Below are 17,770 nucleotides of genomic sequence, written 5' to 3' on the forward strand. Positions count from 1 at the left end.
GGAACGCGAGGCTGGTCGCTGTACTGCGGGGTCACGGGCAGATTCCTGTCTCGGATCACGGGGGGACTGAACAGCGTGGCGCTCATGATCGTGCTCCTGCGGCCCGCCCGAGCACCACACGGACGGACGTCTCGAGGATCTCGAGCCCCTCGGACAGTTCCGCGTCGGACACCGTCAGCGGCGGCAGCAGCTTGACGACCTCGTCCTGCGGACCGGCGGTCTCCACCAGCAGGCCCCGCGCGAACGCCTCGTCGGCCACCGCGTCGGCCGCCCCCGCGCCGACCACCAGACCCTGCAGAAGTCCGCGGCCCCGGGTGGACAGACCCGCCTCGGGGTGGGCGTTGACGATGTCCTGCAGGGCGTTGCGGACCCACTCGCCGCGGGCGCGCGTCGACTTCTCCAGCGCGTCGTCCCGCCAGTAGGCGGCGAGCGCCGCCGTGGCGGTGACGAACGCCGGGTTCACCCCGCGGAACGTGCCGCTGTGGGCGCCCGGCCGCCAGACGTCGAGGTCGGGGCGGACCAGGGTGAGCGCGAGCGGCAGGCCGTAGCCGCCGATGGACTTCGACAGGCAGATCAGGTCGGGCACGATGCCCGCGTCCTCGAAGCTGAAGAACGGGCCGGTCCGTCCGCAGCCCGCCTGGATGTCGTCGACGATCAGCAGGATCTCGTGGCGCCGGCACAGGTCCGCGAGCGCCCGCAGCCACTCGGTGCTCGCCACGTTCACGCCGCCCTCGGCCTGCACGGTCTCCACGATCACCGCGGCCGGCCGGTCCAGCCCGCTGCCCGGGTTGGCCAGCAGCCGCGCCAGGTGCTCCGGGTGGGGGTGCCCGTCGTGGCCGTCGAACGGCACCGGGGTCGCACCCGTGAGCGGCACACCGGCGGAGCGGCGGTGCAGGGGGTTGCCGGTGACCGCGAGCGCGCCGAGCGTCGCGCCGTGGAAGGAGTTGGTGAAGTGCACGACCTCGCTGCGGCCGGTGACCGTGCGGGCCAGCTTCAGGGCCGCCTCGACGGCGTTGGCGCCGCCCGGACCCGGGAAGATCACCTTGTGGTCCAGGCCCCGGGGCTGCAGCAGCACCTCGACGAGCGTCTCCAGCAGGGCGTGCCGCGCGGTGGTGAACATGTCGAGCGCGTGGGTGACGCCGTCGTTGGCGACGTAGTCCAGCAGCGCCCGCTTGAGCACCGGGTTGTTGTGCCCGTAGTTCAGCGAGCCGGCCCCGGCGAAGAAGTCCAGCCAGCTACGGCCCTCCTCGGAGTGCAGGCGGCTGCCGGTGGCGCGGGAGAAGACGACCGGCCAGCGCCTGCTGTAGGACCGCACGCCCGACTCGTGCTGGTCGAAGATGCTCATGGAAGCCCCTTCCCTGTCGGAGGAGTAGCGCGGCCGAAGCCCGGCCTTCGCTACGAGATGCGTGCGCTACGAGATGTAGGAGTAGTAGGAGCGCAGTCCCGGCAGCAGCAGGCCGCGTGGCAGGCCGGCGACGACCCCGAGCGCGAACAGCAGGTTGTACCGCAGGTTCTTCAGCGGCATGCCCTCGCGCACCGCGGCGACGCCGCGCAGTGCGCTCGCGCGGTCGTGCCAGTCGATGTTGAACGAGATCGACGCGCCGGGCGAGGTGACCTTGTGCAGCGTCCCGGGCGGCATGTAGAAGACGTCCCCCGCTTCGACGTCGCACGTCAGCACCGTCGCGTCGGCGAAGAGCGGGTACCGGTCGAGATCCGGCGCCTCCGGATCCACCGCGGCCCAACGCCAGTTGTACGTGTAGCACTTGTCGCGCTCGGCGTCGGCCACCATGACGAACCGCTTGGAGCCCTTGATCTGGAAGAACAGGTTGTGGGTGAGCAGGGTGTCGAAGTGCAGCGGGGTCACCGCGTGCGAGGGCCCCACGAAGAACTGCGTGAACGTCCACCACCGGTCGCGGAAGAACGCCGGGAAGTAGTCGGCGGGGAACGGCTCCAGGTCGCGGCGCAGCGCCGGGATCGTCGACAGCAGCGGCACGTCGTGCAGGTAGCCGGGCGGATCGCCGGCGTCGTCCCCCCGGGCGACCGCGGCGTCCCACGCGGCGAGGTCACGGGCGTAGTCGGCGAGGCGGACGACCGCGGTGCGGCCCGCGGAGACGGTGCCGACCTTGACGCGGACCCGCTGCTCGGGCGCCACCTCGGCGAGACGGGCGGCCGACCAGGTGGACACCGCGGGCATGTGCGCGGCCGCGCCCCGCATCACCACCGGCCTGCGCCCCAGGTACACGGCGCGGAACTCCTCGGGGCTCAGCTCGGTCCGCACGTCCACGGGGACCGGTTGGGCCGTCGTTGTCACTGACATCTCTCCTCACGTCTTCCGCGTCTGCTGCTGTCCAAGTGGAGCGCGGCGTCGGTCGAACAGGGTGCGGTGACCACTCCGGGAACAGCTCGTCGTCTTCCGGACGACGGGACTTATGGGAGCCCTTGTGTCGCGGTCCGAGGATTCCCAGGTGTGGCCATATGGTCAAGGGAGATTGCGGCGTCCGCAGTTGACCACCGGCGTTCCGTGTTTCTTGACACTCGGAAACGGCCTGACCTAGCTTCTAGCCCAGCCGAACAGCGGAGAATGCATTTCCTGACCACCCGGACGGGCGGCAGTTGAATATCCGCGGCCCACTCTGCCGATAGTGCATCCCGCCGCTCTCCGATCGGGAACGACTGTAGGAGACTCTGATCTGATGTTCGACGACGAGAACGCCCAGTACCTCGTGGTGATAAACGGCGAGGAACAGTACTCGATCTGGCCGGCCGTCCGTGAAGTGCCGTCCGGATGGACGGCCTTGGGCGGCCCCCGCCCCCGCCAGGAATGCCTCGACCACATCGAACGGGAATGGACCGACATGCGCCCGAAGAGTGTGCGTGACGCCCTCGAAAATGCCGGATCTCTCATCGCACAAGGAAGTCGAATGGTTCTCTCGCAGCTGGTGGACGCCGATGAACTGAAGGCCATGTCCCCGGAGGAGCTCCGTAATATGCTGGCCAGCCTCGACGACGACCTGATCTACGGCGAGGACGGCGAGGTCATCGAGCACACCCCGGGTTCTGAAACGGCCTAGTCGGTTTCTCTGGGAAAAGTGAAATGACGTCTGCTGCCCAGAATTCCGTGTCCGCCGTCGTCGAGTATGTCTTCCGGCGGTATCCACAGGTCGCCCGGCGGGCGGGCCGGCACGATCTCGACGGCCGGCTGCCCGACGTCGTACCCGACTCCCCGTCCGAGGTGGACGGTCTGCTCACCGCGGTCCGCGCCCCGCTCGACGCGCTGCCCGAGGACGCGGACCCGGAGCTGCGGGCGGACCTCGGCACGGCCCTGCGGGTCCTCACCGACGAACGGTTCCGCATCGTCGGGCTCGGCCGGCCCCACCGCGGGCCCGACCTGTGGCTCGCCGAGACCGACGTCCACAGCTATCTGCGCGGCGCGTACGCCCCCCTGGACGAGCGGGTCGCGGCCCTGACGCGGCACCTGGCCCAGGTGCCGGACTTCCTCGCCGCCGCGGCGGGGACACTCGGCCGCTCGTTGCCGGCGGGCGAACGCATCAGCGGCGTCGAGAACGCCAGGGCCCGCGCGGTGTCGGTTCCGCGCCTCGTGGACCGGCTCCTCGCGCGGCGGCCCGATCTGGCCGACGGCTCCCTGCGGGAACTGGCCGGCTCGGCGGGCGCCGCGTTCGCCGGCTTCGCGGACGCGGTCGCGGCCACCGCGCCGGCCCGCGCGGTGTACGGCCCCGACCGGCTCGCCGCCCACCTCGAGGCGGCCGAGGGGGTCGACACCCCGGTGGAGGAGCTGCTCGCCGAGACCGAGGCGGAGGTACGGCACCTGGTGGCCCGGCTCGACACGCTCGCCGCACGACTGGGCGTGCGCGGCCGGCAGGAGACGTACGACCTGATGAGCGCATGTCTCCCGGCAGGATCGGTGGTCACCGCGCTGTCGGACGTCATCGAGCGGCAACGGGAGTTCTGGGCCGGGCAGGACGTCGTCACCCTCACCAGCCGGCACGGTCTCGACATCCGGCCCGCCCGCGACGCGTCGACCTCGGCGGCGGTCGTCTTCGACCACGCCGGAGCGCTCGAGGCGGTCCCGCAGCCGCATGTGCTGCACGTCCCCGAGCCGGGCGACCCCGCCCTGCTGCGCGACTACCTCAACGAGCCGATGCTCGAGATGATCGCCGTGCACGAGGTCGTCCTCGGCCACTATCTGCACCACGAGGCCACCCCCGAGCACGCCGGTGTGATCCGCAGGTGTGTGCCGTGGTTCCCCGGGACCACCGAGGGCTGGGCCCACTACACCGAGGAACTGGCGATCGAGCGTGGCCTCGCCGAGGGCCGCCCGCTCGTGGAGGTCGCCGCCCTGCGCCATGCGCTGGAGGCCGCCACCCGCCTGCTGGTGTTCCTCTCCGTCCACTCCGGCCGGAGCGGGTTCGGCGCCGCCGCCGCCGAGGCCGCCACCCTGTGCGCGTGGTCGCCCGAGCGCGCGGGCCGCGAGGTGCTGGCCGTGGCCGCCCACCCCGCCGGTGCCATGTACACGCTCGGCAAGCTGCACATCCGTCGGTGGCGCGAGTCGGCCGGCGCGACCGCGTCGGCCGCCGGTCTCAAGGCCTTCCACGACCGGCTGCTGCGCTGTGGCGGCGCGCCCCTGTCCACCGTACGGCGCTACTCCCTCGACGGCCGGCTCGTTCCGACCGCATCCACCACGACGTGACACGACGTAAGGAGAATCCGTGACCGAGGTGACGGCCGAACTGATCCCCGCCGAGGCGTTCCCCGCGGACCACTGGGTCACCGTCCCCGGCGGCCCCTTCACCATGGGCTCCGACGAACTGCGCAAGGACGGCAAGCGCCGGGCGGCCTCGCCCGAACACCAGGTCGACGTGGCCGAGTTCCGCATGGCCCGGTACCCGGTCACCGTCGCGGACTTCCGCCGCTTCGTGGCGGCGACCGGCCATGTGACCGACGCGGAGAAGAAGGGCAGGAGCTGGGTCTGGATCGGCGACCCCGCCGTCGTCGTCCCCGACCAGGACTACCTGTGGAAGGAGATCGACGGCGCGACCTGGCGCACCCCGCGCGGCGAGGGCTCCACCGTGGAGGGCAAGGACGACCACCCGGTCACCCACGTCAGCTACTACGACTGCCTCGCCTACTGCGAGTGGTCCGGCACCCGGCTGCCCACCGAGGCCGAGTGGGAGAAGGCCGCCCGCGGCACCGACGGCCGCGCCTACCCGTGGGGCAACGAGGAGCCCACCGCGCAGCACTGCAACCACACCATGAACGTCGCCGACACCACCGCCGTCGACGCCTACCCGCAGGCGACCGGCCCGTACGGCAACGCGGACCTGACCGGCAACGTCTGGGAGATCACCTCCAGCCGCTTCCACCACTACCCGTACGACGAGAACAAGCCGGGGCGGGTCATCAAGACCCCGGCGGGCTCGATCGAGCTCGGCGTGATCCGCGGCGGCTCCTTCTACAACAACTGTGACCCCCGTGGCTGCCTGGCGTGGGTGCGGATCTACAACCTGCCCGACTACAGCTGCTACGACATGGGCTTCCGTGTCTGCGCACGCTGACCCAGGACGGATCGACCGGCAGCTGCTCGACCGCGTGGACGCGCTCCTGGGCGATCTGCCCAGGACCCGCGTCGTGCGACTGCCGCACCCCGGCATCCGGCTCTACGCCAAGATGGAGTCGGAGAACCGGACGGGCAGTGCGAAGGACCGGGCCGCGATCTGGATCCTCCGGGAGGCGGTCCGGCGCGGCGAGATCACCCGGAGCACCACGGTGGTCGAGTCGTCCTCCGGGAACTTCGCCCTCGCCCTCGCCTCGTTCCTGCACGAGCTGGACGTGCCGTTCGTGCCGGTGCTCGACCCGAACGTGAACGCGGCCACCGAGCGGACGCTGCGGAGGCTGTGCGCACGGGTGGAGAAGGTCACGGAGCCGGACGGCACCGGCGGCTATCTGATGAGCCGGCTCGCCCGGGTCGCCGAGCTCCGCGCGCGGCTCCCGGACGTGTACTGGCCGAACCAGTACACCAACCCGGACGGCGCGCGCGGCCACTACGACCTGACGGCGCGTGAACTGCTCGACGACCTCGGCCGGATCGACTACCTCTTCGTGGGGGTCGGCACCGGCGCGACGATCAACGGGCTCTCGCGCCGGCTCGGCGAGGAACACCCCGACGCCGCCGTGGTCGCCGTGGACGTCGAGGGCTCGGCGATCTTCGGCGCCCCGCCGGCCCGCCGGCGCATCCCGGGCATCGGCTCCAGCATCCGGCCGCCGCTCATCGACGACGCCTGGATCAGGAAGGTCGTCGTGCTGTCCGAGCGGGACGAGGTGGCCGGCTGCCGGGCCCTGCTGCGCGACCACGGCATCTACGCGGGCGGCTCCACCGGCTGCGTCTACGCCGCGATCACCCGCCACTTCGACGGACACACGGGCCCCGAGCCGGTGGTGGCGTTCCTGTGCGCCGACAGCGGCACCCCCTACGCCGACACGGTCTACGCGGACGACTGGGTCGCCCACCACCTCACACCGGTCGCAACCGAGGGAGCATGAGCGTGACGACGAGCGTCTGGACGCCGCCGCCTGCCGACGAGGCGGAGCTGACCGAGTGGCTGCGCGCCCGCGACCCCGTCACCCGCGCCCCGGGTGCCGGAGGCTGGCACGTCTTCGGCTACCCGGAGGTCAAGGAGGTGCTCGCCGACCACGGGGCGTTCTCCAACGCCGTGGTGCGGCCGGTGCCCGACGACTCGCCGATGCGTCTGTACCGCACGGGCAACCTCACCTGGATGGACCCGCCCCGGCACCGGAACCTGCGGGGCCTGGTGAGCCAGGCCTTCACCCCCCGCTGGGTCGCCGGCCTGGAACCGATGATCCGCGAGACGGTCGCGACGTTCCTCGACGGTCTGCGCGGCCGGGCCGAGGCGGACTTCGTACGGGAGTTCGCCTCACCGGTCGTGGCCACGGTCATCGCCCGGATGCTCGGCATCCCCGGCAAGGGGCAGCAGCTCTTCCAGGAGTGGTCCCGCAGCCTCCTGGCGCTCGCCGACCCGAGCGCCGAGGGCAACGGCCTGCAGCAGGTGCTCACCCGCACCCAGATCGCCGAGGCCTATCTGCACCGGTTCGTCGCCAGGCGGCGCGCCGCCCCCACCGACGACCTCACCAGCAAGCTCATCGCCGCAGAGATCGACGGGGAGCGCCTCGGCGACGACGAGATAGCCGGGCTGATCGCGCTGCTGATGTCGACCGGGCAGGCCGCGACCATCACCCTGGTGAACGCGATGATCGTCCTCGGCCGGCACCCGGAGGCCGTCGCCGAGCTGCGGGCCCGGCCCGAACTCCTCGACCCGGCCATCGACGAGGTCATGCGATACCGCTCGGAGACCACCCGGGTGGAACGCAGGACGGTCCGGGACGTCGTGATCGGCGGGCACGAGATCCCGGCCGGGCAGTCGGTGTCCGTGTGGATCGCGGCCGCCAACCGCGACCCCCGGGTCTTCGACGACCCGCACGTGTTCGACGTCGGGCGCGCCCGCAACCCGCACATCGCCTTCGGCCACGGCATCCACTACTGCCTGGGAGCCCCGCTGGCCCGCCTGGAGATCCGCATCGCCTTGCGTGAACTGCTCGACTCCACCCTGGACTTCGCGATCGACCCGGCCGGCACCCGTCTGCTCGACCCGCGGCTCATGTTCGGCGCGAGTGAGGCGACCGTCCGGTTCACATGGAAGGAAAAGCAATGACCGGGTTCGTCCCGGGCGGGCTGATCGCACGGCTCGCCGCCCACGCGCAGGACTCCTCCGAGAAGCCGGCGCTGTCGGTCGCCACGGTCGGCGGCGGCCCGCGGGTCGATCTGACCTACGGGCAGCTCTGGAGCCGGTCGCTGGCCATGGCCCGCGCCCTCACCGAGCGGGTGCGGCCCGGCTCCCGTGTGCTGCTGCTGTTCCCGACCGCGCCGGAGTTCGCCCCCGCCTTCCTCGGCTGCCTCGCCGCCGGCGTGATCGCCGTGCCCGTGCCGCTGCCGATCGACGAGGGCTCCCGGCGCCGGGTGCTCAACGTGGCCCGGGACTGCGAGGTGTCGCTCGTGGTGTCCCTGTCCTTCGTACGGGACCTGGCCGCGGGAAGGGAGGACCCGGAGCTGCGCGCGTTCGCCGCGGCCCACGACTGGCTGCTCGCCGACCTCGTCGAGCCCGCCGCCGCCGACGACGGTACGGGCCTGCCGCTCGCGGCCGCCGACGACGTCGCCTTCCTCCAGTACACCTCCGGCTCCACCAGCGCGCCCCGCGGAGTCGTCGTGACCCACGGTGCGCTGATGCACAACGAGGCCGCCATCCAGCGGTCGTTCGGTGTCACCGCGGACTCCACGATCGTGAGCTGGCTGCCGCTCCACCACGACATGGGTCTCATCGGCGCGATGCTTCAGCCCCTGCACACCGGTGCCCGGGGCGTCCTCCTCGACCCGCTGTCCTTCATCCGGCGCCCGGCGAGCTGGCTGGAGACCATCGCCGCCGAGGGCGCCGACATCAGCGGCGGCCCGAACTTCGCCTACGACCTGTGCGTGCGCAAGGTGACCGAGGAGGAGAAGGCCGGACTCGACCTGTCCCGCTGGCGCGTCGCGTTCAACGGGGCGGCCCAGGTCTACCCGCGCACCCTGCGCGCGTTCACCGAGGCCTTCCGCACCACCGGCTTCCGGTCCGAGGCGCATCTGCCCTGCTACGGCCTCGCCGAGGCGACCCTGCTCGTCACGACCGGCGCCACCGCCGCGTCCGGGACGCCCGCCTCCCGGACCTTCGAAGACGGCCGGGAACTGACCGCCTACCGGCTGCCCGACCACGCCGAGGTCCGGGTGCTCGACCGGGACGACGACACCGAACTCGACGCCGGGCGGATCGGCGAGATCGCCGTCGCCGGCGACAGCAACGGCGTCGGCTACTGGGGCGGCCGGCCCTTCGGCACGTTCCTGCGCACCGGCGACCTCGGCTTCCGCGACGGCGACGAACTGTTCGTGGTGGGCCGCGCCAAGGACCTCGTCGTCCAGCGCGGCCGCAACGTCTACCCCGAGGACCTGGAGGCCGACGCCGGCACCTGCCACCCGGAGGTCCGGCCCGGCCGGTGCGCCGTCTTCGGCGTCGACCACGAGGACGACGAAGCCGTCGTGGTGTGCCAGGAAGTGGGCGCCCACACCCCCGCCGAGCGGTACCCCGAGATCGCCGCCCGCGTACGGGCCACGCTCGCGCGCGTCCACGGTGTCACCGCCCGCACCGTCCTGATCGTGCCGCCCGGCACCATCACCAAGACCTCCAGCGGCAAGGTCCAGCGCTACGCGGCCCGCCACCGCCACCTCGACGGCGCCCTGCCCGTCCTGCTCGACGACACCCTCGACGGGCGCACCTCCTCGCTCCCGCACCTGCTGACCGGCCACTCCCTGACGGACGCCCTGCGCCTGCACATCGGAGCCCTGCTCGGCCTGCCCGAGCCGCCTTCGGCCGACGCCTCCCTCGCCGACCTCGGCGCCGACTCGCTGACCGCGGTGCGACTGCGCCACCACCTGGAGGAGGCCCTCGGCGTCGAACTGGCGCCCACCGCGGCCCTGCGGGCGGAATCGATCGCCTCCCTCGCCGCCGCGGCCACCGCCGCCGCCGCGGCCGCCCCCACCGCGCCCGCCGCCCCCACGGACGGCTATCCCCTCAACCCCGCCCAGCGCGCCCTGTGGTTCCTGCACCGGGCCGTGCCCGACAGCGGCGACTACAACGTGACGCGCGCGTTCCGGGTCACCGGGACCGTCGACCCCGACGCCTTCCACGCCGCACTGCGCGCCGTGGCCGCCCGCCACCCGAGTCTGCGGCTCGCGCTCACCACGCGCGACGGCGCCCCGCACGCCGAGGTGCGCGAGGCGACCGCCCCCGACCTCGAGGTCACCGACGGACGCGCCTGGCCCGCCGAACGGGTGACCGACTGGTACCGCGACCTCGCGACCCGCCCCTTCGACCTCGCCTCCGGCACCCCGCTGCGGGCCGCCCTGCTGCGCCGCGGGACGGACTGGCTGTTCGCGCTGTCCCTGCACCACATCGTGTGCGACGTGTCGTCCTTCGCGATCGTCGTGGCCGACCTGGCCGCCGCCCTGCGCGGCGAGCACACCGCACCCCGCCCGGTGCCCGCGCCGGCCGCGCCCCGCGACCACGCCGACTTCTGGCGGACCGCGCTCGACGGCGAACTGCCCACCCTCACCCTGCCCGACCTCGGCCGGCCCGACGCCGGCGCGCCCCGCGAGTCCCTGGCCTTCCAGGTGCCCGGCGCCCCGCTCGCCGGGTACGCCCGCGCCCACGGACTGACCCTGCACAACCTGCTGCTCGCGGCCTACCAGGTGCTGCTGCACCGACTGTCGGGCCAGCCCGACCTGATCGTCGGCGTGCCCACCGCGGGCCGCGGCGACCGCTCCCTGGCCGACTGGGTCGGCTACCTCGTCAACGTGGTGCCGGTGCGCTCCTCCTACCGGCCCGAGGTGCCGTTCGCCGCGTTCGCCGCCGCCACCCACCGCCACGTCCTCGACGTCCTCGACCACGCGGACACACCGCTGTCGGACATCGTGCGGCTGGTCAACCCCGACCGCGCCACCGCGACGGCCACCATCTTCCAGGCCATGTTCACCTGCTACACGGCCTCCCTGCCCGGCGCGGCCGCCGTCGTGACCGGGGACGAGCGCGCCGAGCTGCCGGCGGGCGCGGTCACCCTGCACGGTCACGCGGTCCCCGACCACACCACCCAGTCCGACCTCGGCCTGAACGTGGCGATCCGCGAGGACCTGCTGGACTTCCAGCTCCAGTACGACTCCGCCCGCGTCTCCCGCGACCAGGCCGAGCTGGTGGCCCGCACCCTTGCGGTGCTGCTCGCCGGGATCGGCGCCGGAGCGCAGGGCCCGCTGCCGCTGCTCGCCGAGGACGAGGCCGCCGCGCTGATCGCCCGGGGGATCGGCCCCCAGGTGCCGCGCCCGGAGAACTACCTCGACTCCTTCGAACGCCAGGTCGACCGCGCGCCCGACGCCATCGCCGTCGACGACGGCCGGGTCCGGCTGACCTACGCCGAGCTGGACGCCCGCGCCAACCACGTGGCCGAACGGCTGCGCGCCGCCGGCGTGAGCACGGACCGTACCGTCGTGATGAGCGCGGACCGGTCCGCCGACTACCTGGTGGCGCTGGTGGGCCTGCACAAGGCCGACGGCGCCTATGTGCCCATCAGCCCCCGCGAGGCGCCCCGGCGCGCCGAGACGATGATCGACGCGGTCGAACCGGCCGCGATCATCGCCGGCCCCTCCGGACGCCATCTCTTCGGCGACCGCGAGGTGTTGGACCTCGCCGAGCTGGTCTCGGGCGCCACCGCCGTCCGCCCGCCGCGGCTCTGCCCCGACCACGCCACCTCGACGATCATCCACACCTCCGGCTCCACCGGCGTCCCCAAGGCCGCCGTCTCCACGAACCACGGCGTCACCAACCACATGTGGCAGATGGCCGAGCACTTCGGGCTCACCGAGCGCGACTGCGTGGCCCAGACCGCCCCGGTCTCCTTCGACATCTCCGTCTGGCAGCTCCTGACCCCGCTGATGCTCGGCGGCCGGGTACGGATCGTGCCCGAGCCGGACTCGCAGTCGCCCGCGAGCCTGCTGAAGGCCGTCGTCGACGGCGGCGTCACCATGCTGGAGCTGGTGCCGTCCAACATCGTGGCGCTGCTCGACGCCGGCTTCGCCGCGACCCCGGGCGCGCTGCGGGTGATGCTGTCCACGGGCGAGACCCTCACCCACGACGTGCTGCGGCGCTGGGTACGGGAGCTGCCCGGCATCCCCGTGCACAACGCCTACGGCCCCGCCGAGTGCACCGACGACGTCACCGCGGGGCTGTGCGCGAGCGGCCCCGGGGCGCCGATGACCACCGCGGTCGGCCGGCCGCTCGCCAACACCACCGTGCACGTCCTCGACGAGCACCTGCGGCCGGTGCCGCCCGGCGTGATCGGCCTGCTGCACGTCGGCGGCGGCGCGGTCGGCCGCGGCTACCGGGGCAACCCGCGGCGGACCGCCGAGATGTTCGTGCCGGACCCCTACGCGGTCACCCCCGGCGGGCGGCTCTACCGCACCGGCGACCTCGGCCGCGTCGACGCCGCCGGCGACCTGGAGTTCCTGGGGCGCGCCGACACCCAGATCAAGATCCGCGGCCAGCGCATCGAGGTCGGCGAGGTCGAGGCCGCGCTGCGCCGCTGCCCCGGAGTCGTCGAGGCCGCGGTGAAGGTCCACCACGGGCCGACGGGCGCCTCCCTCGTCGGGTACGTGTCCCGTCCCGGAGGGCCCGAGGGACCGGCGGCGGTGCTCGGCCTCGACGAGGACGAGCGGTTCCGCGCCGTCCTCGCCGAGCTGCTGCCCCGGCACATGATCCCGACGATCATCGCCGAACTCGGCCGGCTGCCCCGGTCCAAGAACGGCAAGGTCGACCACCGGTCGCTGTCGTTCACGGCGCCGACGGCCGGCCGCACCACGGCCGACCTGGACGACCCGCTCGCCACGACGGTCCGGACCCTGTGGGCGGACCTGCTGGAGCGCGACACGGTCGGCTGGGACGACAGCTTCTTCCAGCTCGGCGGCCACTCCCTGCTCGCGCTCGCCATGATCGACCGCGTCAACGCGCTGCTCGACGTACGGCTGGTGGTCGACGTCGTGTTCGCCCACCCGCGGCTGCGCGACTTCGTCGCCGCCGTGCGCACGGCCGATCCGGCGACCGCCGACCGGCTGCCCGACCGCGCCCCCGCCGACCCGTCCCGGCCGGTCCCCGCCAGCGCCGCACAGCAGCGCTTCTGGTTCCTGCGCGAGATCGACCCCGACTCCCCGACGTACAACATGCCCGGCGTGCTGCGGCTGCGCGGCGACCTGGACGAAGAGGCGCTGGAGGCGGCGCTGCGCGAGACCCTGGCCGCGCACCCGGTGCTGCTGGCCCGGTTCGCCACCGACGGCGGCGAACTCACCTGGACGGCCCGCCCGGTCGAGGAGTTCGACCTCGCCCGCCTGGACCTGCGCGGCCCGGTCGCCGAGCTGGGCGACGCGGTCTTCGACCGGCTGGTCGAGGACGAGGCCGCGGTCGTCACCGACCTGACCCGGGAACTGCCGCTGCGCGCGCTGCTGGCCCGGCTCGGGGAACGGGACTGGGGCCTGTTCGTCACCATCGACCACATCGTGTGCGACGGCTGGTCCGTCTCGGTGTTCCTGCACGAACTGGCCGACCGCTACAACCGGCGCACGCCCCCCGCGGCCGGCTACGGGTTCGCGGACTACTGCCACGACGAACGGGCCTGGCGCGAGGGGCGCGACCGGGGCGAGACGGCGGCGCTGTGGCGGGACGTGGTGGGCCGCCCGGCCCGATGGTCCCCGCTGCCCGACCGGGCCGTACCGGCCGCGCCGCATGAGGAGGCGTCGGCCAAGCACACCGACGTGTACGACGTCGGCCTCACCGCGGCGGTGCGCGACCTCGCCGGCCGCACCGGCACCACCCCCTACCTGGTGTTCGCGACCGCGCTGGCCGCGCTCACCCACGGCGGGGCGGCCGGACCCGAGCAGATCGTGCTCGGCACGCTCATCGCCCAGCGGGACCGGCCCGAGTGGCGGCGGGTCGTCGGGCCGCTGCTCAACGTCTCCGTGCTGGCCGTGGACCTGTCCCCGGCCGACGCGCCGGCCGAGGCGCTGGCCGCCGTCCGCGCGGGTGCCCTGCGGGCCTACCGGTCCGCGAACGTGCCCTTCCAGGAACTGGCGCCGCTGCTCACCCCGGCCGCCGGCGGGGACGGGTCGCCGTTCGACGTGATGCTCGTGATGCAGCCGCCGTCCCGGCCCGTCGCACTGGACGGGCTGGAGGTGGAGAGCACCGACCTGGACACCGCCGCGGCGCCCTACCCGCTGCTCGTCGACATCGAGGAGCGCGGCGACGGCTACCGGGTGACGTACCGCTACCGGACCGGCCGGTTCGACGCGGTGGGCGTCGGGGAGCTGGCCCGCCGGATGCGCGCCACGGTGCGGGCGCTGGCCGCCGGCGACGCCGTGTCCCTGGCCGAACTGCTTCCCGTCAGCGATGTGGTGGAGAGGACCCGATCATGACCGAGCCGATCGTGAGCCCCGTGCTGACCCGGTTCTCCGCGTACCGGCGGGAGCACCCGGACGCGCCCGCGGTGACCGCCGACGGCGTCACGCACTCGTACGCGGAACTCGACGTCCTGGCCCGCCGGCACGCCGGCCGGCTGCGGGCGGCCGGCGCCGGCCCGGAGAGCGTGGTGGCGCTGGTCGCCGACCGCGGCCCCGGCTACGTCGCCCTCGTGCTCGGTGTGCTCCTCGCGGGCGCGGCCTTCGTCCCGGTGGAACCGGGCGTTCCGGTGCGGCGCGCCCGCCGGATGTGCGCCGACGCCGGCGTGCGGGTCCTGCTGGTCGAGCCGGCGCACGAGGAGTTCGCCACCCGGGTCGTGGCCGGGCTGGACCCGGTGCCGGGCGTGCTCGTCGCCGACGCGGAGCCTGCGCGGCGGCCGACGCCGGACCCGGCCCCGGACGCGGACGCGGTGCCGGACCGGTTGCGCGACGGGCTCGCGTACGTGATCTTCACGTCCGGGTCCACGGGGACGCCCAAGGGCGCGATGGTCGCCGACGGCGGCATGGACAACCACATGGCGGCCAAGATCGCGGACCTGGGGCTCGGCCCCGCCGACGTCATCGGCCTCACCGCGCCGCTGTCCTTCGACATCTCGGTGTGGCAGACGCTCACCGCGCTCGCCGTCGGCGCCCGGACCGCGGTGGCCTCGCCCCACAACATCTCCGAACCCGCCGAACTGGTGGCGTGGGTCCGCCGGCACGGGGTGACCGTGCTGGAGATCGTCCCGTCCTTCCTCGCCGTCCTCACCGCGCAGCTCGACGACGACCTGCGGGCCGGGCTGTCGTCGCTGCGGTACCTCGTCGCCACCGGGGAGGCGCTGCCCGGGGCGGTCGCCCGGCGCTGGTACGAGCACCTCCCGGACGTCCCGATCGTCAACGCCTACGGTCCGACCGAGTGCTCCGACGACGTCACCCACCATGTGGTGACCGCGGCCGAGAGCGCCGCCCGGCCCTGGCCCTCGATCGGGCGGGAGATACTCCACACCCGGCTGTACGTCGTGGACGCCGAGGGCCGTGAGGTGCCGGCCGGGACCGAGGGCGAACTGCTCGTCGGCGGGGCCGGCGTCGGGCGCGGCTATATCGGCGACCCCGTGCGCACCGCGCTCACCTTCGTCCCGGACGGCCTGTCGGGGACGCCCGGCGCCCGGCTCTACCGCACCGCCGACCGGGTGAGCCGCGCCGCCGACGGCACCGTCGACTTCCACGGCCGCCGCGACCGCCAGGTCAAGATCCGGGGCCACCGGGTCGAGCTGGGCGATGTGGAGGCCGAGCTGCTGCGGGTGCCCGGGGTGCGGGCGGCCGCCTGCGTTTTCACCGGCGGCCGGCTGCGGGCGTTCGTCACCCTCGACGCCCCGACCGACGTGACCACCGCCGTACGCGCCACCGCCCCGCGCTACCTGGTCCCCCACGAGATCACCGTCCTCGACCGCCTCCCGACCAACACCTCCGGGAAGACGGACCACCGAGCCCTGAGCACCATGTCCACGGAGGCGACACCCCCGCCCCTCACCCCGGGTGCCGGCTCGGCTCCCGCGTCGACGCCCGCGGCCGACCGCGCACCGGATGCCGGCTCGGCCTCATCTTCGACGCCCGCCGCCGACCGCTCCCCGGATGCCGGGCCCGCCCTCGCGCCGGACCGCGCGGCGACCACCGCCCCCGACCCCGCCCGGGCCACCGTCCCCGACTCGGCTTCGGCCGCCGCCGCGGGCCGGGCTCCGGTCACCGCCCTCGACCCCGTTTCGGTCGCTGCCCCGGGCTGGGCTCCGGCCGCCTCGGCCGACCCGGCTTCGGTCGCCGCCCTGGGCTGGGCTCCGGCCGCCTCGGCCAACTCGGCTTCGGTCGCTGCCCCGGGCTGGGCTCCGGCCACCTCGGCCAGCCCGGCTTCGGTCGCCGCCCTGGACCGGGCTCCGGCCACCGTCCCCGACCCGGCTTCGGCCGCCTCGGCCGACCCGGCTTCGGCCGCCGCCCCGGGCCGGGCTCCGGGCACCTCGGCCGACCCCGGCCCGGGTGCCGCACCCGGCCTGGACCGCACCCCGGTCACCGCGTCCGTCCCCTCCCCGTCCGGCCGCTCCGCCCCCGTGCCGGTTCAGCCCCTCGGGATCGGGGCCGTGTGCGAGCTCGTGGGGGAGGTGCTCGGGGTGGGGGGCGTGGGGGCGGACGACGACTTCTTCGGGGCCGGGGGCGACTCGTTGCTGGCGATGACCCTGGTCGCCGGTGCCCGGGTGCGGTTCGGGGCGCCGGGCACCTCCCTGCGGGCGTTCCTGGGCCGCCCGACCCCGCGGGGGCTCCTCGCCGCGATCGAGGAGGCGGAGCCCGTGGCCGCCGCCGGGGAACCGCGCGCGGCGGGCGCCCTGTCGTCCGGGCAGGAGCGGCTGTGGTTCTTCGAGCAGCTCCACCGCCGTAAGGCGCCCAACCTGCTGATCCTCGCGCTCGACCTGTACGGCCCCCTCGACGAGGACGCCCTGCGCCACGCGCTCGCGGCCGTCGTCGCCCGGCACGAACCGCTGCGCACCGTCTTCACCCAGGAACGCGGCGTCCCGAAGGCCGTCGTACGGCCCACGGCCGAACTCGCCCTGGACCAGGGCGCCTCACGAGAGGTCGAGATCTCCGCCCGTACCCCCGAACCCCCGCTCGCGAAGGTGCGGTGGGAGCGCGTCGCCGACGACCACCACGTGCTCACCGTCGCCCTGCACCACCTGGTCGCCGACGGCTGGTCCCTGGAGGTGCTCAAGCGCGACATCGCCGAGCACTACGAACGGGCCCGCGCGGGCGACACCACGGTGACGGCGCCGCGCTCCTCGTACTCCCACTACGTGGCCGCCGAACAGGAGTGGCTCGCGGGCCCGGACGCCGAGGAGTGCACCCGCTACTGGACCGGGCAACTGGCCGGCACCCCCGGCGCGATCGACCTGCCGCTCGACCGCCCCCGCCCGGCCCGACCCGCGTTCGTGACCGACCACGTGGTCACCCACCTCACGGCGGAGGAGACCAAGGCCCTCGCCGAGACCGCCCGGGCCGCCGGCGCGACCCCGTTCATGGCGGTCCTCGCCGCCTCGTACGTCGTCCTGCGCGAGGTGACCGCCACCGACGACCTGGTGCTCGGCATCGACTCGGTGAACCGCTCGTGGCCCGGCAGCGAGGAACTGATCGGCACGTTCGTCAACCAGCTCCCGGTCCGGCTCGCGCCCGGCTCCGCCCCGTCCTTCGGCGACCTGCTCGACCTGGCCCGGCGGCAGGTGCTCGGCGCGCAGGAACACGACCGGCTCCCGTTCCACAAACTGGTCGCGGCGGTGAACCCGCCCCGCGTGGCGGGCAGGTTCCCGCTGTTCCAGGTGAAGGTCACCCATCAGGGCGCCTGGCGCACCGCGACCCGGCTCGGGGACCTGCGCGTCGAGCCGCGCGAGCTCGCGGACCCCGTGATGGACCTCGACCTGACGATCGACGTCTCCGGCGAGACCGACCGGCTGCGGCTGGAGGTCCTGTTCTGGCCGGAGACCCTCGACCGGGCGACCGTCGCGACCTGGACGCGGGCGCTGGCCGACGTGCTGCGCGCCGGCGCGGCCGACCCCGACGCGCTACCGACTTTCGGCGAAAGGTGATGAA

9 protein-coding genes are annotated in these 17,770 nt (G+C 73.9%); 7 read left to right on the forward strand and 2 right to left on the reverse strand.

What is annotated here, in order from left to right:
- Window positions 1-82: 82 nt before the first annotated feature.
- On the reverse strand, window positions 83-1,345 hold the full coding sequence (gene ectB / locus OG852_RS27755) for a diaminobutyrate--2-oxoglutarate transaminase (protein ID WP_133912183.1): 1,263 nt from the start codon (window positions 1,343-1,345) through the stop codon (window positions 83-85).
- A gap of 66 nt (window positions 1,346-1,411) precedes the next feature.
- Window positions 1,412-2,317: a cupin-like domain-containing protein gene (locus OG852_RS27760; RefSeq protein WP_133912184.1), complete on the reverse strand. Its 906-nt coding sequence runs from the start codon at window positions 2,315-2,317 to the stop codon at window positions 1,412-1,414.
- 376 nt (window positions 2,318-2,693) lie between these two features.
- On the opposite strand from OG852_RS27760, the gene OG852_RS27765 reads away from it, so the two are divergent.
- Genes OG852_RS27765 through OG852_RS27795 form a run of 7 tightly spaced genes read left to right on the forward strand, consistent with a single transcriptional unit; the run spans window position 2,694 to window position 17,766 of the window.
- The gene (locus tag OG852_RS27765) at window positions 2,694-3,071 is read left to right on the forward strand and encodes an MbtH family protein (RefSeq protein ID WP_133912185.1); all 378 of its coding nucleotides are present in this window, start codon (window positions 2,694-2,696) and stop codon (window positions 3,069-3,071) included.
- Between the two features lie 23 nt (window positions 3,072-3,094).
- Window positions 3,095-4,708 (forward strand): DUF885 family protein, encoded by a 1,614-nt coding sequence (locus OG852_RS27770; protein ID WP_133912186.1) that lies wholly within the window; start codon window positions 3,095-3,097, stop codon window positions 4,706-4,708.
- Window positions 4,709-4,727: 19 nt separating this feature from the next.
- On the forward strand, window positions 4,728-5,573 hold the full coding sequence (locus OG852_RS27775; protein ID WP_133912187.1) for a formylglycine-generating enzyme family protein: 846 nt from the start codon (window positions 4,728-4,730) through the stop codon (window positions 5,571-5,573).
- Window positions 5,557-6,558, forward strand: a complete 1,002-nt coding sequence (sbnA, locus tag OG852_RS27780) for a 2,3-diaminopropionate biosynthesis protein SbnA (RefSeq protein ID WP_330349305.1) — start codon at window positions 5,557-5,559, stop codon at window positions 6,556-6,558. Before OG852_RS27775 ends, sbnA begins: the two co-directional genes overlap by 17 nt.
- A gap of 2 nt (window positions 6,559-6,560) precedes the next feature.
- Window positions 6,561-7,745, forward strand: coding sequence for a cytochrome P450 (locus OG852_RS27785; protein ID WP_330349306.1), 1,185 nt, complete (start codon window positions 6,561-6,563; stop codon window positions 7,743-7,745).
- On the forward strand, window positions 7,742-14,125 hold the full coding sequence (locus OG852_RS27790) for an amino acid adenylation domain-containing protein (protein ID WP_330349307.1): 6,384 nt from the start codon (window positions 7,742-7,744) through the stop codon (window positions 14,123-14,125). Before OG852_RS27785 ends, OG852_RS27790 begins: the two co-directional genes overlap by 4 nt.
- On the forward strand, window positions 14,122-17,766 hold the full coding sequence (locus tag OG852_RS27795; protein ID WP_330349308.1) for an amino acid adenylation domain-containing protein: 3,645 nt from the start codon (window positions 14,122-14,124) through the stop codon (window positions 17,764-17,766). The genes OG852_RS27790 and OG852_RS27795 overlap by 4 nt, the downstream gene beginning before the upstream one ends.
- Window positions 17,767-17,770: the final 4 nt, after the last annotated feature.

Source organism: Streptomyces sp. NBC_00582 (genome assembly GCF_036345155.1).
In the GTDB taxonomy this organism is placed as follows: domain Bacteria; phylum Actinomycetota; class Actinomycetes; order Streptomycetales; family Streptomycetaceae; genus Streptomyces.